Source organism: Streptomyces sp. NPDC058685, from assembly GCF_042714725.1.
Taxonomy (GTDB): Bacteria; Actinomycetota; Actinomycetes; order Streptomycetales; family Streptomycetaceae; genus Streptomyces.
This window is the reverse complement of the sequence record NZ_JBHXSL010000003.1, coordinates 77,213-102,648: the sequence shown is the minus strand read 5'-3', so window position 1 is coordinate 102,648 and position 25,436 is coordinate 77,213. Positions and strand designations below refer to the sequence as shown.

Genomic DNA, 25,436 nt, shown 5'->3' with positions numbered 1-25,436 from the left:
TCATGGCTGCCTGCTCGGCTTCGTAGGTCTGCGGGCCGAAGCCCTCGCCGGCCTCGTGCGTCAGGGTGTGGTGCCGGCCTTCTCCGGCTGGGCCGGGACCTGGACGAGGAGCCCTTCGAGATCCTCCAGACAGGCCCGTGCGGCGGCGATCCGGTCGCGGAGTTCCTGGGCGGCGTCGTCGTCGGGGGCGGGTGCGGCGGGCGCCTTGCGCTCCTCGTCGAGCACCCGGGCCTGTTCGAGCGAGTTGATGACCACCCCGATCAGCAGATTGACCAGGAGGAACGAGCTGAGCAGCACATACGAGGCGTAGTAGAGAACGGACCAGGGCGAGATCCGGAGCCCAGCGTTGACGGCGTCGCCCAGTCCGTCGAGCGTCATCAGTACGAAGAGGGTGAGCGCCGCCCTGCCGAGCGACCCGTAGTGCTCCGGGTCGGCCGTGGCGAAGGACGCCCAGCCGAGCATCGCGTACAGATACAGCAGCAGCGTGCCGACCAGGAGGAAGCTCACGGCTCCCGGGATGCTCTTGCCGATGGCGGTGACGATGATCCGCAGCTGTGGCAGGAAGCGGGCGGTGCGGATGACCCTGGCCAGGCGCAGCAGCCGCAACACAGTGGTGTTCTCGCTGAGGAACGGCAGGAACGCGCTGAGGACGACCACCATGTCGAAAATGTTCCAGGGGTTGCGGAAGAAGTCCGCGGGGCGGTCGGCGTGAGCGGCGGCGCGCATCAGGATCTCCAGGGTGAACACCCCCAGAAGCAGGTGTTCGAGGAGTTTCAGCTGGAACTCCCACCGGTCGGCGAAGCCCGCGTAGGTCTCCACTCCCAGCAGGATCGCGTTGACCGCGATGGCGCAGACGGCGACGGTGGAGAACCAGTCCTCCTCGGTCAGCAGGCGGGCGCGGTACGCCAGTTGTCGCCTTCGGTCGTTCGCCATGTCGGTGCGCAGGCTCATTCGTTCCCCACCTGAGGTGTCTTCGGCTGTGAACTCTCCAGACTTGCGCACACATGTCCGTGGGACGGGCGACGCACACACCCGGGCCCGACAAGCCCACCCGGAGGGGTACCCCCTTCGCACACACGCCCGGCCCGGGAGTTGTCGAGATCGTTCCGTGGCGGCAAGAAAGAAGGCCCCGAGCCATTACCAAGGAGTAACCGCGGCTGCTTTGATGTGCCTCGCCGCTCGTACCCCCCACCTCACCCGGGAGGCCCTGTGCCGCCGTCCTCACTCCGCCGCCTGCCCGTCGCGGCCCTGTCGACCGCGCTCGCCGCCGCCGTCCTCACCGGCACGGCCCCGACGGCGTCCGCCGCTGCGGACGCGACGCCGCGCCTGAAGGTGCTGACGTACAACACCTTCCTCTTCAGCAAGACGCTCTACCCCAACTGGGGCCAGGACCACCGGGCCGCGGCGATCCCCGCGACCTCGTTCTTCCAGGGCAACGACGTCGTCGTCATCCAGGAAGCGTTCGACAACTCGTCCTCCGACGCGATGAAGCAGAACGCGGCCGCGCAGTACCCCTACCAGACGCCGGTGATGGGGCGGAGCAAGAGCGGCTGGGACGCCACCGGCGGTTCCTACTCGGCCGCCACCCCCGAGGACGGCGGTGTCGCCGTCCTCAGCAAGTGGCCGATCGTCCGCAAGGAGCAGTGGGTCTACAAGGACGCGTGTGGCTCGGACTGGTGGTCCAACAAGGGTTTCGTGTACGCGGTGCTGAATGTGAACGGCACGAAGGTGCACGTCGTGGGCACGCACGCGCAGTCCACCGACTCCGGCTGCGGCGCGGGTGAGGCGGCCGGGATGCGCAGCCGCCAGTTCCGGGCGATCGACGCGTTCCTCGACGCCAAGAAGATCCCGGCGTCCGAACAGGTCCTCGTGGCGGGTGACTTCAACGTCGACTCCCGCACCCCGGAATACGCGACGATGCTCGCCGACGCCGGACTGGTCGGGGCGGACACCCGCCAGGGCCACCCGTACTCCTTCGACACCGAGCAGAACTCGATCGCCGCGGATCGCTACCCGGACGACGCCCGCGAGGACCTCGACTACGTCCTGCACCGTGCCGGGCATGTGCGGCAGGCCGGCTGGACCAATGACGTGATCAAGGAGCAGAGCGCGCCCTGGACGGTCTCCAGCTGGGGCACGGACTACACCTACACGAACCTCTCCGACCACTACCCGGTGACCGCGTCGGGTCAGTAGGCGCAAGCCCTTGGCGGCCGGTCGGGCCGCCTGGGGACCGCGACGGCGGCCGCGAGGGTGCGGGCGTTCGGACGTGGTGGCCCTGTGACAGCTCTCGGGCATGTCACGGGCCACCACTGCCGTGTACCGCGCCGAACGGTCGGCCCGCCTTCGACGGGTCAGCCATCCGGCGGCAGGGAACGTGGCGGGCCTCATGGGTTTCGTCGGCGGCACGTGGACGACACGGGTCGTGACGGTGACGGCGGGGCCGGTCCGGGCCCTCGGCCGCCGACCGGCCGCAGGGCAGGCGTGACGTTTCACCTCTCTGGCCGAACTGCCGTACGCGGGCGGTGCGGCACCCGGATGGCAGCGGGCCGATCCGCTGACCGGCCTCACGGTCACGGGCACGAACGGCCGGTGCCACGACGTGCGTCGTGACGGGACGCGGCGAGGGCCCGGCAGCGGCACGACAGCGCCGATCAGCGCGCAGCCGCCCGTCCCGGACCAGGCCGGGGGGACGCGGTACGTCCGCGGGTCATCGAGAGGGGGCGGCGTCTCCTCCGGGACACAGGCACCGGAGGCGGACCGGTGTGGCCGGCCGCGTGGCGGCGGGCGGCACCGGGCAGATGTCCGCGAAACCGGTGCGCCGGGCGGCCGCGATGCCAGTGCGAGACGGGAGGTCCCCGCCTGCCGCAGCCCAGTCGGCGAGCGATCTGACCACCCGTGAAGAACCGCTCTTCCGGGGGCCTTCCACACCCTTGTCGACGTGACAGGGCCATGCCACATTGAGACCGCACTCCGGACTGGTCCAGTCCACACTGCTTCTCGGTAAATCCCCCCCACAGCGGACACCTGCGAAGGAGAGGCCCCCCATGAGACGCACGCTCCGCGCGCGCATCTGCCTTTCGGTACTGCTCACCCTGCCCGCCGTCGGTCTCGGAACCGGGACCGGCCACGCCGCACCCGACCCGGTGCCGAGCCCCGCCCCGGGTGTCACGGCCTCCCCCGGCCAGTACGCACTCGACTCCACGCTCGAACGGACCCTCGGCGACCGCTCGGCCGGCTCGTACCTGGACTCCCAGACCGGCGACCTCGTCATCACCGTGACCGACCAGTCCGCCGCCGAAGAGGTACGCGCCTCGGGCGCCCGGGCCGAACTCGTCGAGCGCAGCACCGCCCAGCTCGAAGCCGCCATGAACGTCCTCGAGACCAAGGCGAAGATCACCGGCACGTCGTGGGGCATCGACCCCTCGACCAACCAGGTCGCGATCGAGGCCGACCGGTCCGTCTCCACGCTCTCCATGGCGCGTCTGACGCGGGTCGCCGCCACCCTCGGCGACGCCGTCCGCATCGCGCGTGTGCCGGGGGTGTTCACCAAGGAGATCGCCGGCGGTGACGCCATCTACGGCGGGGGCGTCCGCTGCTCCGCCGCCTTCAACGCCGCGAAGGGTACGGTCCGCTACTTCGTGACCGCGGGGCACTGCACCAATCTCGGCGACACGTGGTCGGCCACGTCCGGCGGCGCCGCGATCGGGACCCGCGAGGGCACCAGCTTCCCGACGAACGACTACGGCATCGTGCGCTACACCGGCACCGACCAGCCCGCCGGGAACGTCAACCTCTACAACGGCAGCTACCAGGACATCGCCTCCGCCGCCGACGCCATCGTCGGCCAGGCCGTCCACAAGAGCGGCTCCACGACGCAGGTGACCGCCGGCACCGTCACCGCCGTGAACGTCACGGTGAACTACGGCGACGGACCGGTCTACGGCATGGTCCGCACCACCGCCTGCTCGGCGGGCGGCGACAGCGGCGGTGCCCACTTCGCCGGTTCCGTCGCGCTGGGCATCCACTCGGGCAGCGCCGGCTGCACGGGGACGAACGGCTCGGCGATCCACCAGCCGGTGACCGAAGCACTGGCGGCGTACGGCGTGACCGTCTACTGACGTCATCGCGCGGACGGCCGAGGGTCGCTCACCCCGAGCGCGCACCCTCGGCCGTCCCGAGCGCACGTCCTCGTCCCCTGAAGCCGCGTGCGCACGGCGCGTACGCCCGGCCTCCCGGGGCCGTGCATGCCCCTCCCGCGGCCCCCTCAGTCGTGGTCGTACACCGTCACCGCTGTCCCCCGCGACGTCAGCCGGTCGGTTATCAGCGGCTCGACCCGTGGCCATCTGCCGCCCGCGAGCCCGCAGCCGATCCGGGGCATGTGCACCGACGCCGACAGCTCCGCCGCCTTCTCCGCGACGGCGCCGAGGGCGGTGTCGATCGCCTCGTACCGCACGGGAACCCCCTTGCTCCGGGCCCTCGTCCCCCGCTGCCCCACCATGTTGGCGACCCACAGATACGGGCCGACGCGGACGAACTGCACGGCGCCGAGGCCGAAATCGTTCGAAGCACGCTCCCGGTGCCAGCGGCGGTAGGCCTGCTCGGGCTCCGGCCAGCGGCGGGACAACGCCAGCACGAAGCCCTTCCCCCAGCCGCCCAGGTCGTTGCAGACGTGCGCGATCAGCTTCACCCCCTTGCCCTGCGGCGCGGTGGCGTCCCCCCGTACGTACGTGATCCCCGGCATGCGTCCACCGTACGGATCACCACTGACAATGGTCACCGAGAATCTTTCCGCCCGCTCCCACCGCTTTCACAACAATGGTGAGACAGCAATACTGTTGCACCGCAGGGAGATCGACGACGAGCGGTGGAGAGCGAGGCACGAGCGTGGCGACCGAGACCGACGAGCCGAACCTCACCGTCGACGAACTGGCCGCCCGTGCCGGGGTGACCGTGCGCACCGTGCGCTTCTACAGCACCCGCGGGCTGCTGCCTCCGCCGACGATCGGACCCCGCCGCGTGGGCCACTACGGCCCCGCCCATCTGTCCCGGCTGGCCCTCATCGAGGAGCTCCAGCACCAGGGCATGACACTGTCCGCCATCGAACGCTATCTCGAACAGCTGCCGGACGACCTCAGCGCCCACGACCTCGCGATCCACCGCGCGATGGTGGCGTCCTGGGCGCCGGACTCCGCGGAGGAGGCGACCGCCGCCGAGCTGGAACGGCGCGCCGGCCGCCCGCTGAGCGAAGAGGACATCGGCCGGCTGGTGGCGATGGACGTCCTGCAACGGGCGCCGGAGCCGGGCGTCTTCCGCCTGGACCGCGGGCTGTTCCGGCTGGGCGTGCAGTTGCTGGACGTGCCCATCGCCCACGAGACGATCCTCGCCGCCCGTACGGTTCTGGTCGAGCACACCCGCTCGGCCGCCCAGGAGCTCACCCGGCTGTTCCGTGACGAGGTCTGGAACCCGTACCGCCGCCGGGAGGCCGACCCCGAGCACGTGGCGGCGATGAAGTCCCTGTCGGTCCACATGCAGCCGCTGGTGGTGCAGGCTCTGGTCACCGCTTTCCAGCGGTCGCTCAAGGAGGAACTGCGGGCCGCGTTCGGGACGGAGCCGGACACCGAACACGGCCCGGACCCCAGGTCCGCGCCCTAGGGCCGCAGACGGCCCAGCACCCTGCCCATCGCCCGGTGCACGGCCTCGCGCGACTCGTCCGTCGGGTCACGCGTCTCGAAGCCGTGGTGCCCGTTCGGCACGTCGACCACCTCCACCTGTGCCCGACAGCCGGTGGCCGCGGCCAGGAACTCCTCGACGGTGGCCGCGATCTCGGGACTCTCCAGACCCACCCGGGTGAGCACGATCGGCAGCGCACCCGCGTGCGCCAGCGCCTCCGCGGGCCGGAAGCGGCCGCCCGGGAGGCCCCAGTTCGGCAGCGGCGCCAGGACCGGGTACGTGGCCGCCAGGCAGCGCAGCCAGGTCGGCGGCGCCGCCAGCCAGTCCGCGGCGATCGGGCCGCCGCCCGAGAAGAACCAGAGGGCGATCCGGTCCGCGTCCACCCGCGGATCGGCCCGGACCCTCTCCACCGCGGCGGCCACGTCGCCGGCGGCGCGCTCATAGTCGGCGATGTCGTGCAGACGATGGTCGAGCGTCACGCCCACCACGCCCTCGCCGGCCGCGTACCGGGCGTACCCCGTCAGCGTCGGCCAGTCCCGCGGGGTGGGCCGGGCGTCGGCGGGGACCGGGCCGCCGTGCACGAAGACGACCGCCGGGCGCGGCCCCTCGGCGTGGGCCGGCAGATACAGGTCCACGTTGCCGATCCGCTCGCGGGGAAGGTCGGGCACATCCAGCAGGAAGGGCCGCAGATGGGCGGGCGGCTGCGTGGCGTCGGCCGGCTCCAGCCGGTTCCCCTCACCGGCGGCGGCCTTCCGCAGGACGTCGGCCAGCTCGGCGGGGCAGGACAGCATGGGCCAGTGACCGGTGGGCAGTTCGAAGAAGGTCACCCCGGGGGCGGTCAGGACCTGGAGGGCGGGATCGCCCATGCCCACCAGCATCCGGACCAGCTCGATGCTCGTGCCGTTGCCGGTGCACAGCACACCGGTGGTGGGTACGGCCACGGCGCCGGTGAGCCGCAGCGGCTGGAGCAACGTGCCCAGCGGCTGTGGTGCGGCGAGGTCGGTGAGCCGGTCGAGCGCCGCTGCGGGGACGCCCGCCGTGCTGCCCCAGCGCTGCCACTCGTCGCGTACCGGGGGCGGCAGCTCTCCCCGCTCCGCCGATCCCCGCTCGGCCATCTGCTCGCGCAGGCGCTGGTCGGGCACCGCGGCCAGGGCCGGAACACCGTCCCGCGGCAGTGCGGAGTCCACGCAGACGATCCGGGCGACGCGCTCCGCCCGCCGGTCGGCGGCGCCCATCACCGGATGGACGCCGTAGTCGTGGCCGACGAGCACGATCTCCCGGCCCGGCGCCGGGGCCAGAGCGTCGATCACTGAGAGCACATCGGCGATGTGGGTCTCCAGGTCGACGGGTGCGTCGACATCGGTGGGCTCGGCGACGCGTGCCGCGCCGAGCCCCGTGAGGTCCACCGTGTGCACCTCGTCACCCGCCTTCGCCAGTCGTGCGGCCGTCTCCTCCCACACCTGTGCGCCGGTGAACATGCCCGGCACCAGGATGAATACGGTCATGAACCTCTCCTCGATCCGTCGCCCTCCGCGGACCGGTCCGATCGACCGGCCGCGCTCGCCGGTACCGTAGGAACTCCCCCTGAGGGAGGTTCAAGTGTTCTCCTCGCCCGACGGCCTGTGCGGCATCGGCGAGCTCGCCGAACGCGCGGGTGTCAGCGTCAAGACCGTCCGTTTCTACTCGGACAGCGGGCTGCTGCCGGAGTCCTCCCGCAGCGCCGGCGGGCATCGCCGGTACGGCCCCGGCGCACTGGAGCGGCTGCGGCTGATCCGCTCGCTGCGCACCCTCGATCTGCCGGTTGCCGAGGTGCGCCGCATCCTCGACGAGCAGGACGGCGAGGACCCCGCCGCCGCGGCGGGCGGCGCTCTGGAGGACGCCGTCGCCGGGCAGTTGCGCGCGATCGGCTCCCAGCTCGCGGCCCTGCGCTGGCGGGAGGCGGCGCTGCGGCTGGTGCAGGAGAGCCCGACCGGCGAACGGGCGGACCGGCTGCGCCTGGTCGGGGCGGTGACCGCGCCGCCGAGCACGGCCCCGCTGGCCCGGTTCTGGCGTGCCTGGCTGCCGCCTCGTATGCCTGCCCGGGCGACGTCCGCGTTCCTGGAGGTGGCGGTCCCCCAGCCGCCCGACGACCCGGACCCGGCGCAGGTGCTCGCGTTCGCCCGGCTGTCCGCGATGACGACCGGCCCGTGCGGCGGGTCGAAGCCGTGCCGTCCCCACGCGCACCAGGTCGCGGGATCCCGTGGGGCGGCGGTGCTGTACGCGGGCCTGGCCGAGGCGTACGAGCTGGCCGGCGTTCAGATGCGTCGCGACCGGGGGCCGTACCCGGGCGAGGCGCTGGACGGCTTCGTGGACGCGTACGCGAGCGCGTTCGGGACCCGGGACACCCCGGGCTTCCGCCGTCTGCTGTCCGGGCAGCTCGCGGCCGACCCGCGGATCGACCGGTACTGGGAGCTGACGGCCGAGCTGATCAGCCCGTCGGGCGGGCGTCCCGAGCCGACACCGGGGTCCGCGCACGACTGGCTCCTCGCGGCCCTGGACGCACAGCTGGGGACCGCGGCGGCCGTGCCCGTACGCGCGTCGGCGCCGGTGTCAAAGGACACCGGCGCCGATTCCCGCAGGGCGGCCGGCCGGGGTGAGCACGCAGCCGACGAAGGCGGCACGCTCACCCGCGGATGACGCACGAGGCTCAAAAACCGTACGGGCGGCCCCGGTTCGGACCCGGGGCAGCCTGTCGTACGGATCTTGCCGGACTGATCCGCCCGACAGACCAAGGTGCCGGTCGAGGCACTAGCGGCCCTGCTCCTCGTCGCTGAACCGCTCGCCCCGCTCCGCCTTCCGCACCAGCAGCGCCGGCGGCTCGAACCGCTCGCCGTAGGCAGCGGCCAGCTCGCGTGCGCGCGCCACGAAGCCGGGCAACCCGCCCTCGTACCCGTTGATGTACTGGAGCACGCCGCCCGTCCACGCCGGGAAGCCGATGCCCATGATCGAGCCGATGTTGGCGTCCGCGACGGACGTCAGGACGTTCTCCTCCAGGCAGCGCACCGTGTCGAGCGCCTCCGAGAAGAGCATCCGCTCCTTCATGTCCTCGAAGGGGATCTCGACGTCCGGCTTGGCGAAGTGCTCGCGCAGCCCGGGCCAGAGCCCGGCACGCTTGCCCTCCCCGTCGTAGTCGTAGAAGCCCGCCCCGCCGCTGCGGCCCGGGCGGCCGAACTCGTCGACCATCCGGTCGATGACCGCGTCCGCCGGGTGGCCCGCCCAGGTGCCGCCGGCCTCCTCGACCGCGCGCCGGGTCTCGTTGCGGATCTTGCGCGGCAGGGTGAGCGTCAACTCGTCCATCAGCGAGAGGACCTTGGCCGGGTAGCCGGCCTGGGCGGCGGCCTGCTCGACCGAGACGGGGTCGGCGCCCTCGCCGATCATCGCCACGCCCTCGTTGATGAACTGGCCGATCACGCGCGAGGTGAAGAAGCCGCGCGAGTCGTTGACGACGATGGGCGTCTTGTTGATCTGCCGGACCAGATCGAAGGCGCGCGCCAGTGCCTCGTCGCCGGTGCGCTCGCCCTTGATGATCTCGACGAGCGGCATCTTGTCGACGGGCGAGAAGAAGTGCAGCCCGATGAAGTCGACGGGCCGCGTCACACCCTCGGCGAGCGCGGTGATGGGCAGCGTCGAGGTGTTGGAGCACAGCAGCGCGTCCGGTTCGACGATGTCCTGGATCTCCTGGAACACCTTGTGCTTGAGCGCGGTGTCCTCGAAGACCGCCTCGATCACGGCGTCGCAGCCCGCGAGGTCGGCGGGGTCCGCGGTCGGCGTGATGCGGGCGAGCAGCGCGTCCCGCTTGGCCTCCGTCGTACGGCCGCGGGACAGAGCCTTCGCGAGCAGCTTCTCGCTGTACTCCTTGCCTTTCTGCGCCGCCTCGGCGGTGACGTCCTTGAGCACGACGTCGATACCGGCCCTGGCGCAGGAGTAGGCGATGCCGGCGCCCATCATCCCGGCGCCGAGCACCGCCACCCTGCGCACGGGGCGCGGCTCGATGCCCTGGGGGCGGTTGGCGCCGGAGTTCACGGCCTGGAGGTCGAAGAAGAACGCCTGGATCATGTTCTTGGCGATCCGGCCGGTGACCAGCTCGGTGAAGTAGCGCGCCTCGATGGTCTGCGCGGTCTCGAAGTCGACCTGGGAGCCTTCCACGGCCGCCGCGAGGATGTTGCGGGGTGCCGGGTAGGGGGCGCCCGCGGTCTGCTTCTTGAGGTTCGCGGGGAAGGCGGGGAGGTTGGCGGCGAACCGCGGGTTCGACGGCGTGCCGCCGGGGATCTTGTAGCCCTTGACGTCCCAGGGCTGCTGGGACTCGGGGTTGGCGTCGATGAAGGCGCGCGCCTTGGCCAGCATCTCGTCCTGGGTGGCGGCCACTTCGTGGACCAGGCCGTTCTCCAGGGCCCGCTGCGGGGAGTACTGGGTGCCCTGGAGGAGCACCTTGAGCAGCGCGTCCGCGATGCCGAGCAGGCGTACGGTCCGGGTGACGCCGCCGCCCGCGGGCAGCAGCCCGAGGGTGACCTCGGGCAGACCGATCTTCGAACCGGGCGCGTCGAGGGCGATGCGGTGGTGGCAGGCGAGGGCGATCTCGTAACCGCCGCCGAGGGCCGCGCCGTTGATGGCGGCGACGACCGGCTTGCCGAGGGTCTCGATCCGGCGCAGTGCGTGCTTGATGGACATGCCCTCGTCGAACGCCTGCTGGGCGTTCTCCGGACCGATCCTGATCATGTCCTTGAGGTCGCCGCCGGCGAAGAAGGTCTTCTTCGCCGAGGTGAACACGATGCCGCGGATGGAGTCCTGCTCGGCCTCCGCGCGCTGCGCGACGGCCGCGATGGAGTCCCTGAACGCCTGGTTCATGGTGTTCGCGGACTGGTTGGGGTCGTCGAGGACCAGGGTGACGATGCCGGTGTCGTCCTGTTCCCAGCGGATGGTCGAGGAAGTGGTGGTCTCGCTCATGGTGTGACTGCTCCGTTGTGGGGCCGTGAGGGACAGGACGGTCAGAGACGCTCGACGACGGTGGCGATACCCATGCCGCCGCCCACGCAGAGGGTGGCGAGCCCGTACCGCTTGTCCTGGCGCTCCAGTTCGTCCACGAGCGTGCCGAGGATCATGGCGCCCGTGGCGCCGAGCGGGTGGCCCATGGCGATGGCGCCGCCGTTGACGTTGATCTTGTCCAGGGAGAGGTCCATGTCGCGGGCGAAGCGCAGGACGACGCCGGCGAACGCCTCGTTGATCTCCACGAGGTCGATGTCGTCGATCGTCAGCCCGGCCCTGGTGAGCGCCTTGCGGGTCGCGGGGGCGGGCCCGGTGAGCATGATGGTCGGCTCCGAGCCGGAGACCGCGGCCGCGACGATGCGGGCGCGCGGGGTGAGCCCGTAGCGCTCGCCGACCTCCTTGTTGCCGACCGCGACCAGGGCGGCGCCGTCGACGATGCCGGAGGAGTTGCCCGCGTGGTGGACGTGGTCGATCTTCTCGACCCAGTGGTACTTCTGGAGCGCCACCGCGTCGAAGCCGCCCAGGTCGCCGATCCCGGCGAAGGACGGCTTGAGGGAGGCGAGGGAGTCCGCGGTGGTGCCGGGGCGCATGTGCTCGTCGTGGTCCAGGACGAGCAGACCGTTGCGGTCGCGGACGGGCACGACGGACCGCTCGAAGCGGCCGTCCTTCCAGGCCGCCGCTGCCCGCTCCTGGGAGAGCGCGGCGTACTCGTCGACGTCGCGGCGGGAGAAGCCCTCGATGGTGGCGATCAGGTCGGCGCCGATGCCCTGCGGCACGAAGTCGACCGAGAAGTTGGTCATCGGGTCGGCGAACCAGGCGCCACCGTCCGAGGCCATGGGCACGCGCGACATGGACTCGACGCCACCGGCGAGTACCAGGTCCTCCCAGCCCGAACGGACCTTCATCGCCGCCATGTTGACGGCTTCGAGGCCCGAGGCGCAGAAGCGGTTCTCCTGAACGCCGGCGACGGTGTCGGGCAACCCCGCCGCGATCGCCGCGATACGGGCGATGTCGGAGCCCTGGTCACCGACCGGGCCGACGACGCCGAGCACGATGTCGTCGACGGCCGCCGGGTCGAGTCCGGGGAAGCGGTCGCGGATTTCGTGGATCAGGCCGACGACGAGGTCGATCGGCTTGGTGCCGTGCAGGGCGCCGGTGGCCTTGCCGCGGCCGCGAGGCGTGCGGATCGCGTCGTAGACATACGCTTCGGTACTCAAGACAGCAGCCTTTCGAGGGTGATGAAGGTCGGGTCAGGCGAGCAGGGAGCGACCGATGATCTCCTTCATGATCTCGGTCGTACCGCCGTAGATGGTCTGGATACGGCCGTCGGTGAAGGCCTTGGCCACGCGGTACTCGGTCATGTAGCCGTAGCCGCCGTGCAGTTGCAGACAGCGGTCGGCGACGCGCTTCTGCAGTTCGGTGGCCCACCACTTGGCCATCGAGGCGTGGACGGCATCGAGCTCGCCGTTCGCGTGATCGACGATGCAGCGGTCGAGGAACGCGCGGGTGACGGCGCACTCGGTGGCCATCTCGGCGATCTCGAAGCGGATGTGCTGGAGCCGGGACAGCGGCCGTCCGAAGGCTTCCCGCTCCTTGACGTACTGGGTGGTGATCTCCAGCAGGTACTCGGCGGCGGCGATCCCGGCGACCGCGATGCCCATGCGCTCCTGGGCGAGGTTGGTCATCAGATGGATGAAGGCGCCGTCCCGTTCACCGAGGAGGTTCTCCTTGGGAACGCGAACGTCGTTGAAGAACAACTCGGCCGTGTCCTGGGACTTCTGTCCGATCTTGTCGAGGTTGCGGCCGCGCTCGAAGCCCTCCGCACCACGCTCGACGACCAGCAGCGACAGACCCTTGGCACCGCCCTCGGGCGTCGTCTTCGCCACGACGACGACGAGGTCGGCGAGGATCCCGTTGGAGATGAAGGTCTTCGAGCCGTTGAGTATCCAGTGGTCGCCGCGGTCCTCGGCCGTCGTGCGGATGCCCTGGAGGTCGGACCCGGCGCCCGGTTCGGTCATCGCGATGGCGGTGATGATCTCGCCGCTGCAGAAGCCGGGCAGCCAGCGCCGCTTCTGCTCCTCGGTGGCGAGTCCGGTGAGATAGGGGCCGATGATGTCGTTGTGCAGTCCGAGCGCGAGCCCGGCGGCGCCGGCCCGGGTGAACTCCTCGGCGAGGACGGCGCTGTAGCGGAAGTCCGGGTTCCCGCCGCCTCCGTACTCCTCGGGAACGGCGAGGCCGAGCAGCCCCTGCCTCCCCGCGGCGAGCCATGCCTCCCGGCTGACGATGCCGTCCTTCTCCCACTGCTCGTAGTGCGGCAGGACTTCCTTGGCGAGGAAGGTGCGGACGGTCTCGCGGAACGCTTCATGGTCCGCGGTGAAGATCTGGCGCTTCACAGGGTGCCCTCCTTGGCGGGCTCGACGAGGCCGGGCAGGTCCCAGTCACGGGCCACGGCAGCCGTGTCGGCTCCCGGCATGGCGGGCCCGGTGCGCACCGAACCGGGCGTGGCGGAGAACCGGGGCGCGGGCGCCGGCTGGGTCAGCCCGCTGTGGTCGACGAAGGTGCCGCGGGCGGCGAGATGCGGGTGTGCGGGGGCTTCCCGCAGCGAGAGCACCGGCGCCACACAGGCGTCCGAGCCCTCGAAGACGGCGGTCCACTCCGCGCGGGTACGGGTCGTGAACCGGGCGGCGACGGCGGCGCGCAGCTCGTCCCAGCGGTCGAAGTCCTTACGGGCGGGGGCCTCGTCCTTGATGCCGAGCAGCTCGATGAACTCGTTGTAGAACTGCTGCTCCAGCGCCCCGACCGCCATGTACTCGCCGTCGGCCGTCTCATAGGTGCCGTAGAAGGGGCAGCCGCCGTCGAGCAGATTCGCTCCGCGCCGGTCCTGCCAGCCGCCGGCCGCCATCATGCCGTGGATCATCGTGGCCAGATGGGCGGTGCCGTCGACGATGGCCGCGTCCACGACCTGGCCCCGGCCGTCCTCGGTGCGCGCGTGCTGGAGTGCCGCGAGCACACCGACGACGAGATAGAGGGAGCCGCCCGCGTAGTCGCCGACCAGGTTGGCGGGGACGGCGGGCGGTTCGTCGGGTTTGCCGATCATGCCGAGGGTGCCGGTGATCGCGATGTAGGCGATGTCGTGCCCGGCCCGCTGCGCGAGCGGTCCCTCCTGACCCCAGCCGGTCATCCGTCCGTAGACGAGTCGCGGGTTGCGGGCCAGGCATTCCTCCGGCCCGACTCCGAGGCGCTCGGCGACGCCCGGACGGTAGCCCTCGATGAGGATGTCGGCCCGCTCGACGAGGGCGAGCACCTGCTCGGGCCCGTCGTCGCCCTTGAGGTCGATCAGCACGGAGCGCTTGTTGCGATTGGTGAGGTCGTACGCGGGGTCGATCGCGAGTCCGGCGCCGCCGGGGCGGTCGACCCGTACGACATCGGCGCCCAGGTCGGCCAGGAGCATCGCAGCGAACGGGCCGGGGCCGATTCCTGCCAGCTCGACCACCCGTACTCCGGTGAGCGGGCCGTTCCCTGCCACTGCCATGGAGTCCCCTGCTCTGATGTGACACAACTGATGTAACACCAGCGATGGTAAGAACGCGTTCCACCGGATACAAGGGTCTGGGCCGAGCAAGCGCTTAGATTCGGCCCGCTGCGCGTCCTGACCTCGGGGCGGCCGGATGTTACCGATGGGGAACGCATCTTTTTCCGGGCGCGTTCGCACGCTAGCCTCAGCCACCGACGACAACGGCGGAGGGGCCATTGAACAGGCAGGACGCGACCGGTCGCGAGCAGCGCCCGTACGACATCGTGCTCTTCGGAGCCACGGGATTCGTCGGGGAGCTCACCGCCCAGTACCTCGCGGCGCACGCGCCGGAGGGATGCCGCTGGGCGATCGCGGGCCGCAGCCGCCAGAAGCTCGAACGGCTGCGCGACCGCCTCGCCGAGAACCACCCCCGCTGCGCGGGTCTCCCGCTGATCGAGGCGCAGGCCGACGACGAGCAGGCGCTGCGCGAACTCGCCGAGTCCGCCCGGCTGGTGGCCACGACCGTCGGGCCCTACCTCTGGTACGGCGAGCCGCTGGTCGCCGCCTGCGCCGAGGCGGGGACGGACTACATCGACCTGACGGGCGAGCCCGAGTTCGTGGACCAGATGTACATCCGCCACGACGCGCGGGCCCGGGAGACCGGGGCGCGGCTGGTGCACTGCTGCGGCTTCGACTCCGTGCCGCACGACCTGGGCGCGTACTACACGGTCCAGCAACTGCCTCAGGACGTACCGCTGAACGTCGACGGATTCGTGCGCTCCAACGCGGCGTTCTCCGGCGGCACGTTCGCGTCCGCGCTCAACGCGATGGGCCGCGGTCGGCAGATGGCGAAGGCCGCGCACGAACGACGGCTGCACGAGCCGCGGTTGATGGGACGCCGGGCACGCTCCCCGCTCGGCGGGCCGAGGTTCAGCCGGGAGACGCAGGCCTGGGCGCTGCCGCTGCCGGTGATCGACGGCCAGATCATCGCCCGGTCGGCGCGGGCGCTGGCCCGCTACGGGCCGGACTTCCGCTACCGGCACTACGCGGCGGTCAAGACCCTGCCCATGGCGGCGGGCGGGGTCGCGGCCATCGGCGCCCTGGTGGGGCTCGCCCAACTGCCCGCGGCCCGGCGCTGGTTGTCGGATCGGGTCAAGCCGGGCGAGGGGCCCGACGAGAAGCGCCGGGCGAAGAGCTGGTTCTCGGTGCGCTTCGTCGGCGAGGGCGGCGGACGCACCGTCTACACGGAGGTCTCGGGCGGCGATCCGGGATACGACGAGACGGCGAAGATCTTCGCCGAGTCGGCGCTCTGCCTGGTCTTCGACACCCTGCCGGACACCTCGGGGCAGGTCACCACGGCTGTCGCGATGGGCGACGCGCTGCTGAAGCGGCTCCAGGCTGCCGGGATCCGCTTCCGGGTGGCGGCCACACGCTGAGGGCGGGGGCGGACCGGCTGCCGGAGCCGGGCCGTCGGGCCGTCCCGAGCCGATACGTCCTACGCGGTCGCCTCGATGAGTGCCCGGCGGCAGAGGCCGTCCGCACGCCGGGTGCTCTCCGGGAGCCGGTAGCGCGGTGTCAGGGCGAGGACGTGCGCGCAGGCGTTGTCGAGACCGGTGCGGTGGCCGACCGAGACGTAGACCGGTTTCACACCGTCCTGGGTGCGCAGCGCACGGCCCACCTCCTCCCCGTCGTCCGCGAGGAGGGCGGCGGCATCGCCCCGGCGGGGCCCGAGTTCGGCGTGGGTGAAGACGAAGGGGTTCTTGGCGACTCCGACCACCGGCAGTCCGGTCAGTACCCCGAGGTGGGCGGCGAGCCCGAAGCGCCGGGGGTGCGCCCGGCCGTAGCCGTCGCAGACGACGAGGCCGGGGTCACGCGTCAGGGAGGCCAGAGCCGCCATCACGGTGGGGATCTCACGGAAGGCCAGCAGCCCGGGAACATAGGGGAAGGCCACCCGGCCGACCGCGGTGGCCTCCTCCACGACGTCGAGCGTCACGGCGTCCAGCACGACGGCCGCCGCCGCGACGACGTCACGCTCGTCGTCGTAGGCCACGTCCACGCCCGTCACCAGCCCGGACGAAGGCGGCGGTCCCGGCTCGTCCAGGACCACGCGGGTCCGCAGTTCGTCCTGGACGGCGATGGCCGCCGCCTCGTCGGATGGCCAGTCGGCAGGCTTCTCGATGATCTTCATGGTCCGGCCACCCTACGACGCGGGCCCGGGCGGCCGCCCCGTGAACGGCGCCGGCTCCAACGGCACCGGCTCCGCGGGGCGTTCGCGCCGCCCGCGGGGCCGTCGCCGCGCCGGATCAGGCGATGCCCTGCTCAGGAACGCAGACTGTGGGTGTCCACCACCGTGTTCGCCACCAGAGCCGAGCGCCTCACCAGCGTGTCCTTCGTGGTCACTTCGCCGTCGAGCTCTCCGCCGGCCGCATACAGGGTGCGTGCCCCCGGGTAGGGTCTTCGGGTCGACCAGCAGCTCCTGGCGCGGGTACGTGGCGGTGGAGCACGGTCTCCGAACCGGGCGGCGGTCTGGGCACTCACCAGCGTCCGGAGTCCGCGACCGCGTTCACGGAGGTCCCCGACAGCTACGCGCCCGGGGGGAAGTCAGGCGCGCGGAGGTGTCCCGGACAGACGGGACCGCCCCCGGAACGGCGCGGCGCACCACGGGCTAGCCTGTCGATCATGTTCGTACTGGAATTGACCTACACCGCTCCGATCGAACGCGTCGACGCGCTGCTCGATGCGCACGTGGCCTGGCTGGACGCGCTCTACGAGGAGGGCGTGTTCATCGCCTCGGGCCGCAAGAACCCGCGTGACGGCGGCGTGATCCTGGCCGTGGGGGACGACCGCGCGCGGATCGAGGAGATCGCGGCGGCCGACCCCTTCACGGTCGGCGGAGTGTGCGAGTACCGGATCACCGAGTTCATCGCGACGAAGACCGCGCCCGGACTCGCGCCGTACCGCCAGCAGTTGTAGGGCCGGTCGTTCGGATCCTGCCGGGTTCGCGCCGAACGACCGGACCGGACCTCCACGACGGACGGCGCTACTTCTGAAACACTCCCTGGCGGATGACGGACCCGGCCTCGGTCGTGTTGACCTCCAGCCGTGCGACGCGGCCCTTCTCCCCCGAGGCCCAGCAGCCGAAGTCCTTCGTGCAGTCCACGGTGTCGTACGAGCCGGTGTCGACAGTGCGCCAGCGGAGGCCCCCGTCCACCGTCAGGTCGGTGCCGGTCGGGCCGACGGCCAGGGCCGCGCGGCTGCTGTGCGGCAGCCAGGTGACACCCGAGCGGTAGGCGGGCGGCGGTGTCGTGGGCTGCCGCCAACTGCGGCCACCGTCCCGGCTGACCGCCGCCGCCTTGGGCGACTGCTGGTCGGCTCGGTAGTCGCCGCCGACCGCCAGGCCGTGCCGGCGGTCGCTGAAGGCGAGGGCGAAGACTCCGCGAGCCGGATCGCCGGCCGGAATGGTGGACTCGGCGGCGGTCCAGTTCAGGCCACGGTCGGAGGAGTGCAGCACACGGGCGGTGGCGCCGCCGCCGGTGGCGAGCCAGACGTCCTTGGGACCCGAGCTGACGAGGCACTGGCCGCTCGCGGCGAAGCCCGCTTCGCCGGGCAGCGCGGCCGGCATCCCGGCACTGGGCAGCACCTTCCAGGACGCGCCGCCGTCGGCCGTCGACAGGATGCGGTACTTGCCGTCCACCGGGTCGCTCATGGCGAGGCCGTGCCGGGTGTCGAAGAAGGTGATGCAGTCGTAGAAGGCCTTCGGATCGGCGTTGCGGAAGGACTCGGTCCAGGTCGCTCCCCCGTCCGTGGTGCGGAAGACACGGGACGCCTCGCCCTCGCCGATCGCCAGCACCACGGCGCGACGGCTGTCGAACGCCTCGATGTCGCGGAATTCCAGCTCACCCGCTCCCGGGGGCGAGATGTCGCGCCAGCTGCGGCCGCCGTCCGCGGTGCGCAGCACGGTGCCCTTGGAGCCCGCCACCCAGGCGGTGTTGCGGCTGACGGCCGCGAGTCCCCGGAACCGCACGTCCGTACCGGTCTGCTTGAGGTTCCACTGCGGCGACACCCCGCCGCCGGTGTGCTGGGCCGCCTGTGCCGGGACCGTCAGAGCTGCGGCGACCGCCGCCGCGCACAGCCCCACCGACATCATTCGTCTCGTCTTCCCCATGGACGTCATGGCGCTGGAAGCTAGCCCACCCGCCGCACCCCGTCCAGGGTGCCGCCTGCCGCGCGCGGGCGGTGACACACGTCACGCATGGTTCCGATGCACGCGATGGCTCGATCTGTCGTCTCTTCCGGTGTCAGGCAGACGCCGGCGAGCCGTGCACCGAGGAGAAGGCCTTGTCCACCGTGATCGAACACGCCGTGCAGGCACGTATGGTCGCCTCGGCGCCCCGGATGGAATCCGTCCCGGCGACGCTGCTCTACGACCGCCGTGACCCCTTCGCCGTACGGATCGCCTTTCCGGCCACGGCGACCCTGGAAGGCACCGACGTGTCCTGGGCGTTCTCCCGCGAGCTGCTCGCGGCGGGCGTGGACGCGCCGGCGGGGCTCGGGGACGTCCGGGTGCGGCCGTACGGATACGACCGCACGGTCGTGGAGTTCCACGCCCCCGAGGGTGTGGCGATGGTGCACATCCGTACCGGCGAGCTGCGCCGGTTCCTGGGGCGCGTCCAGGCACTGGTGCCCGCCGGGCACGAGCACCTCCATCTGGACCTCGATCACCATCTGGTCGAGCTGCTGCGCGACGCGAGCTGAGTCCAGCGGCCCGGAGAGTGCCCGCACCCTGTCACGGACACGGCCTGACGCGCGCACCGAGCAGGGCGTTGAGCTCGCCGTAGTCGTATCCGTTCGCCACCGTCGAGCACGTGCCCTCGGTGAGCAGTTCACGGGCGGCGTCGCGGACGAGCGCGTGGGCCGCCTGGGCGATCGAGGAGCCCGCGCTGATCCGCGCCACCCCGAGCCGCGCGAACTCCGCGGCGCTCGGCGCTCCGGGGCCCGTCATCACGTTCAGCGAGGCGTCGATCCCCCGCGCCAGGGCCGCCACGGTGTCCGCGTCGGTGACACCCGGCACGAAGATCCCGTCCGCGCCGGCGGCGACACAGGCGGCGGCCCGCTTCAGTGCCTCCTCCAGCCGTCCCTCCTCGGGGCCGATGCCCGCCAGGAACACGTCCGTGCGGGCGTTGACGAACAGCGGGACGCCTTCCGCGTCCGCCGTGGCCCGGGCCGTCCCGATCCGGCGCAGGTGCTCCTCCGCGGGGCGCCGACCGTCCTCGATGTTGATGCCGACGGCGCCCGCGGCGAGCACCGCGCGGACGGTCTCGGCGACGCCGTCCGCGTTCTGCGCGTAACCGCCCTCGATGTCGGCCGTCACCGGCACGTCGACGGCCGCGACGACACGGCCGAGATGTTCCAGCGCGGCAGCGCGGTCCAGCCGGTCGCCGTCCGCGGCGCCCAGGGCCCACGCGACGCCGGCGCTCGTGGTGGCGATCGCATCGGCACCGGCCTGGGCGATGATGCGGGCGCTCGCGGTGTCCCAGGCGTTGGGCAGCACGAGAGGACGGTCGGCGGTGTGCAGCGAACGGAAACGGCGGGCGCGTTCGATCGAGGTCGTCATGCGTGGAGCCAATCACCGGAAGCCGGTGTCCGGCTGGCAGCTTTCCGACATCAACGTCCGGCACGGCCGCACGGTGTCAGCCGCTGCCCGCGGGGGTCGCCGGTGCCCGGTGTCAGCCGCTCCCCGCGGTGGCCGCCGTCGTCGCCGTGACCACGACGACTGCGGTGCGCACCTCGTCGATCACCTTCTTCAGGGCGGGCGCTGCCGAGCCGCCGCGCACGGTGAGCGCTTCGACACGTTCCCTGTACTGCCGGCGTTCCCCGCCGGTCGCGAGGGTCCGCAGTTCGGCCGCGGCGGCCAGCGCGACCAGTGCCGCGTCCCGGTCGGAGACCTGGTCCACCGGGACCGGACCCGTCAGGACGTCCCGCGCTTCCGCGCGCAGCACCTTCACGACATCGGGACGCTCCAGGCGGTACTGCGTTCTGGAGAACAGCCCCCACCCGTGCTCCTTCCGCAGATGACCGGTGCCGGCGAGCTGGGCCTGGACGGCGTCGAGGGTGTACTTGGAATGGCTGGTCACCCAGCTCTTCCACGTGCGGGGCCTGGACTCCTCGATCAGTTCCAGGAGGTCGTCGAGCGCCGGATCGCCGGTGCGGTCGTCGGAGACGGGCCGGGCGATCCCGCCGTCGTCGGCGAGCACGCCCCGCTGGGCGAGCTCCGTGAGCGCCCCGGCCCGGACGAGGTGGGCGAGCTGGGAGACGCCGGTGAGCTTCATCCGTTCGGTGTCCCAGGCGAGGAGACAGAGCCGGGCGGCGAGCGAGAGCGATGCGTCGGGCATGGGCTGGTGCCTCCTGGTGCGTCGCGCGGGCAGGCCCTGGTCACGCAATTCCGTTGACAGGTCCTGAGCACGCTCTTACGGTGTACAACGGTTCTGTTGTCGTCGATCGGAGAAGGACGTTGCTCGTCTGAGGTCCTGAGACACCGTGCGTCACAGCCGCAGTCAGTGCGGCGTGCGCAGTGCGTGCGACCTCGGCATACGAGCCGTCTCTCCCCCGGCCGGGACTTGTCCATCACCTCTTGTGCCCCGTCGGCGGCCGTCGCCCACATCTCGGTGTCCCCACCCGTTGCCCCGAACCCTTCCACGCAACAGGGAGACGCCCTCATGTCTACCGCTTCCACCCACATCACCTGCACCGCTCTCGGCTTCGCCTGGCCCGACGGCACCGGTGTCCTCGACGACTTCCAGCTCGCCGTGGGCCCCGGCCGTACCGGTCTCATCGGCGTCAACGGATCGGGGAAGTCGACGCTGCTGAAACTCATCGCCGGGGAGCTGACTCCCACGGACGGCACGGTCCGCACCGTGGGCGAGGTCGGCTATCTGCCGCAGAACGTCGCGCTCGGCACGAACCTGCGCGTGGACGAGGTGCTCGGCATCGCCGCGACCCGCGCCGCGCTGCACGCCATCGAGGCCGGCGACCCGAGTGAGCACCACTTCGAGACGGTCGGCGACGACTGGGACGTCGAGGAACGTGCGCGCGCGACCCTCGATCAGCTGGGCCTCGGCCATGTGGGGCTCGACCGCACGATCGGCGAGGTCTCCGGCGGCGAGGCCGTGCTGCTGCGGCTCGCCGCGCTGCTGCTGGCGGGGCCCGACATCCTGCTGCTGGACGAGCCGACGAACAACCTCGATCTGTACGCGCGCCGTCGGCTGTACGAGGCGGTCGCCGGGTGGTCCGGGGTGATGGTCGTGGTGAGCCACGACCGCGAACTGCTGGAACTCGTCGACCAGATCGCCGACCTGCGCGACGGGGAGGTCGTCTGGTACGGAGGCAACTTCTCGGCCTACGAGGAGGCGCTCGCCGTGGAACAGGACGCCGCCGAGCGCATGGTGCGCGTCGCGGAGGCCGATGTGCAGCGCCAGAAGCGTGAACTGTCCGACGCCCAGGTCAAACTGGCCCGCCGCAAGCGCTACGGCCAGAAGATGTGGGACAACAAGCGCGAGCCCAAGATCGTCATGGGAGCGCGCAAACGTCAGGCCCAGGTCTCGGCGGGCAAGCACCGCATCATGCACACCGAGAAGCTCGCCGAGGCGAAGGAACGGCTCGACGAGGCGGCGCTCGCTGTCCGGGACGACGACGAGATCCGTATCGAGCTGCCGTCCACCAAGGTCCACCCGGGCCGTGAGGTCCTGCGGCTCAGCGAACTGCGGCTGCGCTACGGAGCCGAGGTGAAGGGAGAGTTCGAGGTGCGCGGCCCGGAACGGATCGCCCTGATCGGCCGCAACGGCGCGGGCAAGACGACGCTGCTGCGCACGATCACCGGTGAACTGGAGCCGGTCGCGGGCGAGGCGGTGACCGCGGTACCGCTGCGCTTCCTGCCGCAGCGGCTCGACGTACTCGACGACGCACTCAGCGTGGTGGAGAACGTGGCCCGGTTCGCACCGGAGGCGACCGACAACCGCATCCGGGCACGGCTGGCGCGCTTCCTGTTCAAGGGGGCACGGGCCGACCAGCCGGCGGGCACGCTGTCGGGCGGTGAACGGTTCCGGGCCGCGCTCGCCGCGCTGCTGCTGGCGGAGCCGGCACCGCAGCTGCTGATGCTCGACGAGCCGACGAACAATCTGGACATGGCGAGCGTGCGGAAACTGACGGCGGCGCTGGAGGCGTACGAGGGAGCACTGATCGTGGCCAGCCACGACATGACGTTCCTGGAGTCCATCGGCATCACGCGCTGGCTGCTGCTGGACGGCGAACTGCGGGACATCGGGCCGGACGACGTACGGGAGGGAGCGTTCCCGGCCGCGTGACGAACTCGGCCGCGCCCGCCTGGCGTTGACGCGCGCCGGACGCCGTCGCGGCGAGACCCGTGGCCCGGACTGACGTTGTCCGGCCCACGGGTCTCGCCGCACACACCCGCATCCACATCCGCATCCGCATCCGCATCCGCATCCGGGCATCGTCCGGGCCTCAGAGAGTGAGCAGGAGGACGAGCACCACGATGAGCGTGCCCGCCGTGAGAACCGACCCCACGACGGTGAACACCAGGTCGACCAGGGTGGAGTCCCAGCCCTCGATGGCAAACCGCCGGGGATCCGCCGGGTCGTACCGGACCGACACGAGGGTTCCCACGCGGAAGCCGTCCCCGTGCCGGACCGAACCGCGTCCGAGCCTGGACGAGTACTCGCACGTACGCCCGTCCCGGGTCGTCCAGGCCGCGACCGGGTGGTAGAACGTGACGCCTTCGTCGTTCCGCCGGACATCGTGACGGACGATCCGCCCCTCGACGGTGACACCCGCGCTACGCAGCACCCGGGCGCGACGGAGTCCATGGACGCCGAAGCTCAGGAAGGCCGCGCCGATCGTCAGCGGGATGAGCGGGATGAGCCATGCGGGTTCCATGTGGTGTGCGCCGTGTCCATGGGGGTGTCGGTTGCGGGTGGGGCCGCTGTGGCCCGCTCATCCGCACTGTCGTCCTCTTCATCTGGCAGCAGGGGCCGTTGCGTCCCGGGTCCTGCCGGCCCTGCGCTTCGCGCGGGCGTCGGCCAGGGCGTACGGCAGTCCCGGGGCAAGCAGCAGGAGCGAGCACCACAGCGGCTGGTGGAAGAGAGTCCGGTCACCGGCCGACCACACGATCGATATCGCCGCGGCCACCGCGGCCGTATTGGCGACCAGCCACCCCCTGCCGAGCGCGGAGCCGCCTCGCCTCATGTCCCAGGTGACGGTGACCGTCGCGAGGACCGCGAAGAAGGCGATACGGCTCGTGGACACCGGGAGTTCCGTAGTCCAGCGGACGAGGTGCCCGAAGAGGAGCATCCACCCGGTGACGAAAGTGATCATGGCGGTCATCCGCAGCAGCCGGACCGGCCAGCGGCGTCCTCGCGCGGGCCCAGGACGCGGCGAAGGCCCTCATGTCCTTGCCGACCACCGCCTCCGCGCCACGCCCGTCGGCGGCGGCGTCCCGAAGGTGGTCGTCGAGCTCGCCGAGCATCTCCCGTACGGAGCCTTCGTCGAGGCCGCGGTACTCCCAGTTGGCCTTGCAGACCGCCAGCACCTGCTCGCGCGTCGTCATGTGGTGGTTCCCCCTGTGGTGTCGGTGTCCAGCGTCCGGCCGACCGCTGCGGTGAAGTGCTTCCACGCGGCACGGCCGTCGGCGAGTTCCGCCTCTCCGGCGCCGGTCAGTCGGTAGTACTTGCGCGGTGCACCGCCGGTGGCCGATGGCGCCCGGAAGGTGTCGACGAGCCCCGCCCGCTCCATCCGGGCCAACAACGGGTAGATGCTGCCTTCGCTGATGAGCTCGAGTCCGTCGGCGGCCAGGGCCTCCACGAACTCATAGCCGTATCGCGGCCGTTCGGCGATCTTCGCGAGCAGGCAGAGGTCGAGCACGCCCCGCAGCAACTGGCTGCGCCGTTGGTCGACGGCGGGCAGCTCCTTTGTCATGTGGTGCAAGGTAGTGGGTCATTGCCATGCACCGCAGGACAGTTGATCGTTCCCGGCCGCACCGGGGAAGCGGGCCGGCCCGGTCGCCACGAGCTGCGCGCCGTTCACCGTCTCGGTACGAGATACGCGCATCGCGTCCACTTCCCGGCGGGCACTCCGTGCCAGTCTCCGAGGGCAAACAGCCCATCACCCCGTCGCACGCGCCGCGTTGGCCCGCGGAGCGGGGTGCCCGAACCGGAGAGGACTCCCCCCACACATGTCCACTCATCGACTGTCCCGTCGGCGCCCGTGGCGCCACGCCGTCATAGCCGTGGCGGCAGCGGCCGTCGCGGTACCCACCGTCGCCTTCGCCGGTCAGCCCGGCACCGCACCCGAGAAGCGCACCACCGTCGGGGCCCTCGACGACACCTACTACGAGGGCGCGCTCGGCAAGAGCGGTCCGGAGCTGAAAGCGGCTCTGCACACGATCATCAGCGAGCAGACGAAGCTCTCCTACGACGACGTGTGGGACGCGCTCAAGAAGACCGACGAGGACCCCGCCAACTCGGCGAACGTCATCCTCCTCTACACCGGCCGCTCCCAGGCCAAGACCACCAACGGGAGCGGGCCCGACGACTGGAACCGCGAGCATGTGTGGGCGAAGTCCCACGGCGACTTCGGTACCGCCACCGGTCCGGGCACCGACATCCACCATCTGCGGCCCGCGGACGTGTCCGTGAACAGCACGCGCGGGAACCTGGACTTCGACAACGGCGGCGACGAGGTCGCCGAGGCGCCCGGGAACTTCGCCGACGGCGACTCGTTCGAGCCGCGCGACCAGGTCAAGGGCGATGTCGCCCGCATGATCCTCTACATGGCCGTCCGTTACGACGGCGAGGACGGCGCCCCGGACCTGGAGCCGAACGACAAGGTGAACAACGGCTCCGCACCGGCCATCGGCCGGTTGTCCGTACTCAAGCAGTGGAACACCGAGGACCCGCCGGACGCGTTCGAGCAGAAGCGCAATGAGGCCGTCTTCGGTATCCAGCGCAACCGCAACCCGTTCATCGACCACCCGGAGTGGGTCAGCGCCATCTGGACGTAGCCGCCTGTCACCCGACGGTGAAGGGCCCTCGCCTCGCCGACCGGCTTCGCTGCCGGCCGGCGGGTGATCGCCCGCCGCGTGCGGCGGCCGTCCGGCCGTCGCCCCACCCCCCCCCGTGGGGGTTGGGGCCGAGGGTGAAAGGGCGGGCCGCCG

23 protein-coding genes are annotated in these 25,436 nt (G+C 71.5%); 9 read left to right on the top strand and 14 right to left on the bottom strand.

Annotated features, from left to right (window positions below):
- Window positions 1-60 precede the first annotated feature (60 nt).
- Complete coding sequence (locus ACFWU3_RS03650) at window positions 61-951, bottom strand: ion transporter (protein ID WP_384430522.1); 891 nt, start codon at window positions 949-951, stop codon at window positions 61-63.
- A 258-nt stretch (window positions 952-1,209) separates the two neighbouring features.
- On the opposite strand from ACFWU3_RS03650, the gene sph reads away from it, so the two are divergent.
- Together sph and ACFWU3_RS03640 are read left to right on the top strand one after the other, a co-directional pair.
- Window positions 1,210-2,196, top strand: a complete 987-nt coding sequence (sph, locus tag ACFWU3_RS03645; protein ID WP_384430519.1) for a sphingomyelin phosphodiesterase — start codon at window positions 1,210-1,212, stop codon at window positions 2,194-2,196.
- A gap of 851 nt (window positions 2,197-3,047) precedes the next feature.
- On the top strand, window positions 3,048-4,121 hold the full coding sequence (locus ACFWU3_RS03640) for a S1 family peptidase (RefSeq protein ID WP_384430516.1): 1,074 nt from the start codon (window positions 3,048-3,050) through the stop codon (window positions 4,119-4,121).
- 146 nt (window positions 4,122-4,267) lie between these two features.
- Here the strand turns inward: ACFWU3_RS03640 and ACFWU3_RS03635 are convergent, their stop codons facing one another.
- Window positions 4,268-4,744, bottom strand: a complete 477-nt coding sequence (locus tag ACFWU3_RS03635) for a macro domain-containing protein (protein WP_384430513.1) — start codon at window positions 4,742-4,744, stop codon at window positions 4,268-4,270.
- A 143-nt stretch (window positions 4,745-4,887) separates the two neighbouring features.
- Here ACFWU3_RS03635 and ACFWU3_RS03630 point away from each other — a divergent pair, with 143 nt between their 5' ends.
- Window positions 4,888-5,655, top strand: a complete 768-nt coding sequence (locus ACFWU3_RS03630; RefSeq protein ID WP_384430510.1) for a MerR family transcriptional regulator — start codon at window positions 4,888-4,890, stop codon at window positions 5,653-5,655.
- Here ACFWU3_RS03630 and ACFWU3_RS03625 read toward each other — a convergent pair.
- A complete protein-coding gene (locus ACFWU3_RS03625) occupies window positions 5,652-7,178 on the bottom strand; it encodes an alpha/beta fold hydrolase (protein WP_384430507.1) in 1,527 nt (508 codons plus the stop codon). The genes ACFWU3_RS03630 and ACFWU3_RS03625 overlap by 4 nt on opposite strands.
- A gap of 94 nt (window positions 7,179-7,272) precedes the next feature.
- On the opposite strand from ACFWU3_RS03625, the gene ACFWU3_RS03620 reads away from it, so the two are divergent.
- Window positions 7,273-8,349 carry a MerR family transcriptional regulator gene (locus ACFWU3_RS03620; RefSeq protein ID WP_384430504.1) on the top strand — a complete coding sequence of 359 codons (1,077 nt, stop codon included), beginning with the start codon at window positions 7,273-7,275 and terminating at the stop codon, window positions 8,347-8,349.
- Between the two features lie 111 nt (window positions 8,350-8,460).
- On the opposite strand, the gene ACFWU3_RS03615 is transcribed toward ACFWU3_RS03620, so the two are convergent.
- The 4 genes from ACFWU3_RS03615 to ACFWU3_RS03600 are packed head-to-tail and all read right to left on the bottom strand — an operon-like array spanning window position 8,461 to window position 14,227.
- Window positions 8,461-10,656: a 3-hydroxyacyl-CoA dehydrogenase NAD-binding domain-containing protein gene (locus ACFWU3_RS03615; RefSeq protein ID WP_384430501.1), complete on the bottom strand. Its 2,196-nt coding sequence runs from the start codon at window positions 10,654-10,656 to the stop codon at window positions 8,461-8,463.
- A gap of 41 nt (window positions 10,657-10,697) precedes the next feature.
- On the bottom strand, window positions 10,698-11,912 hold the full coding sequence (locus ACFWU3_RS03610; protein ID WP_313942922.1) for an acetyl-CoA C-acetyltransferase: 1,215 nt from the start codon (window positions 11,910-11,912) through the stop codon (window positions 10,698-10,700).
- A gap of 33 nt (window positions 11,913-11,945) precedes the next feature.
- Window positions 11,946-13,088: an acyl-CoA dehydrogenase family protein gene (locus ACFWU3_RS03605; protein WP_313942923.1), complete on the bottom strand. Its 1,143-nt coding sequence runs from the start codon at window positions 13,086-13,088 to the stop codon at window positions 11,946-11,948.
- Window positions 13,085-14,227, bottom strand: a complete 1,143-nt coding sequence (locus ACFWU3_RS03600) for a CaiB/BaiF CoA transferase family protein (RefSeq protein WP_384430497.1) — start codon at window positions 14,225-14,227, stop codon at window positions 13,085-13,087. Before ACFWU3_RS03600 ends, ACFWU3_RS03605 begins: the two co-directional genes overlap by 4 nt.
- 218 nt (window positions 14,228-14,445) lie before the next feature.
- Here ACFWU3_RS03600 and ACFWU3_RS03595 point away from each other — a divergent pair, with 218 nt between their 5' ends.
- Window positions 14,446-15,645, top strand: coding sequence for a saccharopine dehydrogenase family protein (locus ACFWU3_RS03595; protein WP_384430494.1), 1,200 nt, complete (start codon window positions 14,446-14,448; stop codon window positions 15,643-15,645).
- Between the two features lie 59 nt (window positions 15,646-15,704).
- Here ACFWU3_RS03595 and ACFWU3_RS03590 read toward each other — a convergent pair whose 3' ends face one another.
- On the bottom strand, window positions 15,705-16,397 hold the full coding sequence (locus ACFWU3_RS03590; protein WP_384430491.1) for an endonuclease V: 693 nt from the start codon (window positions 16,395-16,397) through the stop codon (window positions 15,705-15,707).
- 491 nt (window positions 16,398-16,888) lie between these two features.
- Between ACFWU3_RS03590 and ACFWU3_RS03585 the strand changes: the two genes are divergently transcribed.
- Complete coding sequence (locus tag ACFWU3_RS03585; RefSeq protein WP_327678272.1) at window positions 16,889-17,182, top strand: YciI family protein; 294 nt, start codon at window positions 16,889-16,891, stop codon at window positions 17,180-17,182.
- A 67-nt stretch (window positions 17,183-17,249) separates the two neighbouring features.
- Here ACFWU3_RS03585 and ACFWU3_RS03580 read toward each other — a convergent pair whose 3' ends face one another.
- Entirely contained in the window at window positions 17,250-18,353 is a 1,104-nt protein-coding gene (locus ACFWU3_RS03580; protein WP_384430996.1) for a WD40/YVTN/BNR-like repeat-containing protein, read from the bottom strand.
- 194 nt (window positions 18,354-18,547) lie between these two features.
- Between ACFWU3_RS03580 and ACFWU3_RS03575 the strand changes: the two genes are divergently transcribed.
- A complete protein-coding gene (locus tag ACFWU3_RS03575; protein WP_384430487.1) occupies window positions 18,548-18,964 on the top strand; it encodes an SsgA family sporulation/cell division regulator in 417 nt (138 codons plus the stop codon).
- 31 nt (window positions 18,965-18,995) lie between these two features.
- On the opposite strand, the gene ACFWU3_RS03570 is transcribed toward ACFWU3_RS03575, so the two are convergent.
- Window positions 18,996-19,823, bottom strand: a complete 828-nt coding sequence (locus ACFWU3_RS03570) for an isocitrate lyase/phosphoenolpyruvate mutase family protein (protein ID WP_384430484.1) — start codon at window positions 19,821-19,823, stop codon at window positions 18,996-18,998.
- A gap of 112 nt (window positions 19,824-19,935) precedes the next feature.
- Window positions 19,936-20,601 carry a GPP34 family phosphoprotein gene (locus tag ACFWU3_RS03565; RefSeq protein ID WP_384430481.1) on the bottom strand — a complete coding sequence of 222 codons (666 nt, stop codon included), beginning with the start codon at window positions 20,599-20,601 and terminating at the stop codon, window positions 19,936-19,938.
- Window positions 20,602-20,925: 324 nt separating this feature from the next.
- Between ACFWU3_RS03565 and ACFWU3_RS03560 the strand changes: the two genes are divergently transcribed.
- Window positions 20,926-22,569: an ABC-F family ATP-binding cassette domain-containing protein gene (locus tag ACFWU3_RS03560; protein WP_384430478.1), complete on the top strand. Its 1,644-nt coding sequence runs from the start codon at window positions 20,926-20,928 to the stop codon at window positions 22,567-22,569.
- A 160-nt stretch (window positions 22,570-22,729) separates the two neighbouring features.
- Here the strand turns inward: ACFWU3_RS03560 and ACFWU3_RS03555 are convergent, their stop codons facing one another.
- The 3 genes from ACFWU3_RS03555 to ACFWU3_RS03545 all read right to left on the bottom strand — a co-directional run bounded on the left by ACFWU3_RS03555 (window position 22,730) and on the right by ACFWU3_RS03545 (window position 24,199).
- The gene (locus ACFWU3_RS03555) at window positions 22,730-23,161 is read right to left on the bottom strand and encodes a DUF3592 domain-containing protein (RefSeq protein WP_384430475.1); all 432 of its coding nucleotides are present in this window, start codon (window positions 23,159-23,161) and stop codon (window positions 22,730-22,732) included.
- Window positions 23,162-23,239: 78 nt separating this feature from the next.
- Window positions 23,240-23,599: a hypothetical protein gene (locus ACFWU3_RS03550; RefSeq protein WP_384430472.1), complete on the bottom strand. Its 360-nt coding sequence runs from the start codon at window positions 23,597-23,599 to the stop codon at window positions 23,240-23,242.
- Window positions 23,600-23,827: 228 nt separating this feature from the next.
- Window positions 23,828-24,199, bottom strand: a complete 372-nt coding sequence (locus tag ACFWU3_RS03545; protein WP_384430469.1) for a PadR family transcriptional regulator — start codon at window positions 24,197-24,199, stop codon at window positions 23,828-23,830.
- 256 nt (window positions 24,200-24,455) lie between these two features.
- On the opposite strand from ACFWU3_RS03545, the gene ACFWU3_RS03540 reads away from it, so the two are divergent.
- Window positions 24,456-25,283, top strand: coding sequence for an endonuclease I family protein (locus ACFWU3_RS03540; protein WP_384430466.1), 828 nt, complete (start codon window positions 24,456-24,458; stop codon window positions 25,281-25,283).
- Window positions 25,284-25,436 lie beyond the last annotated feature (153 nt).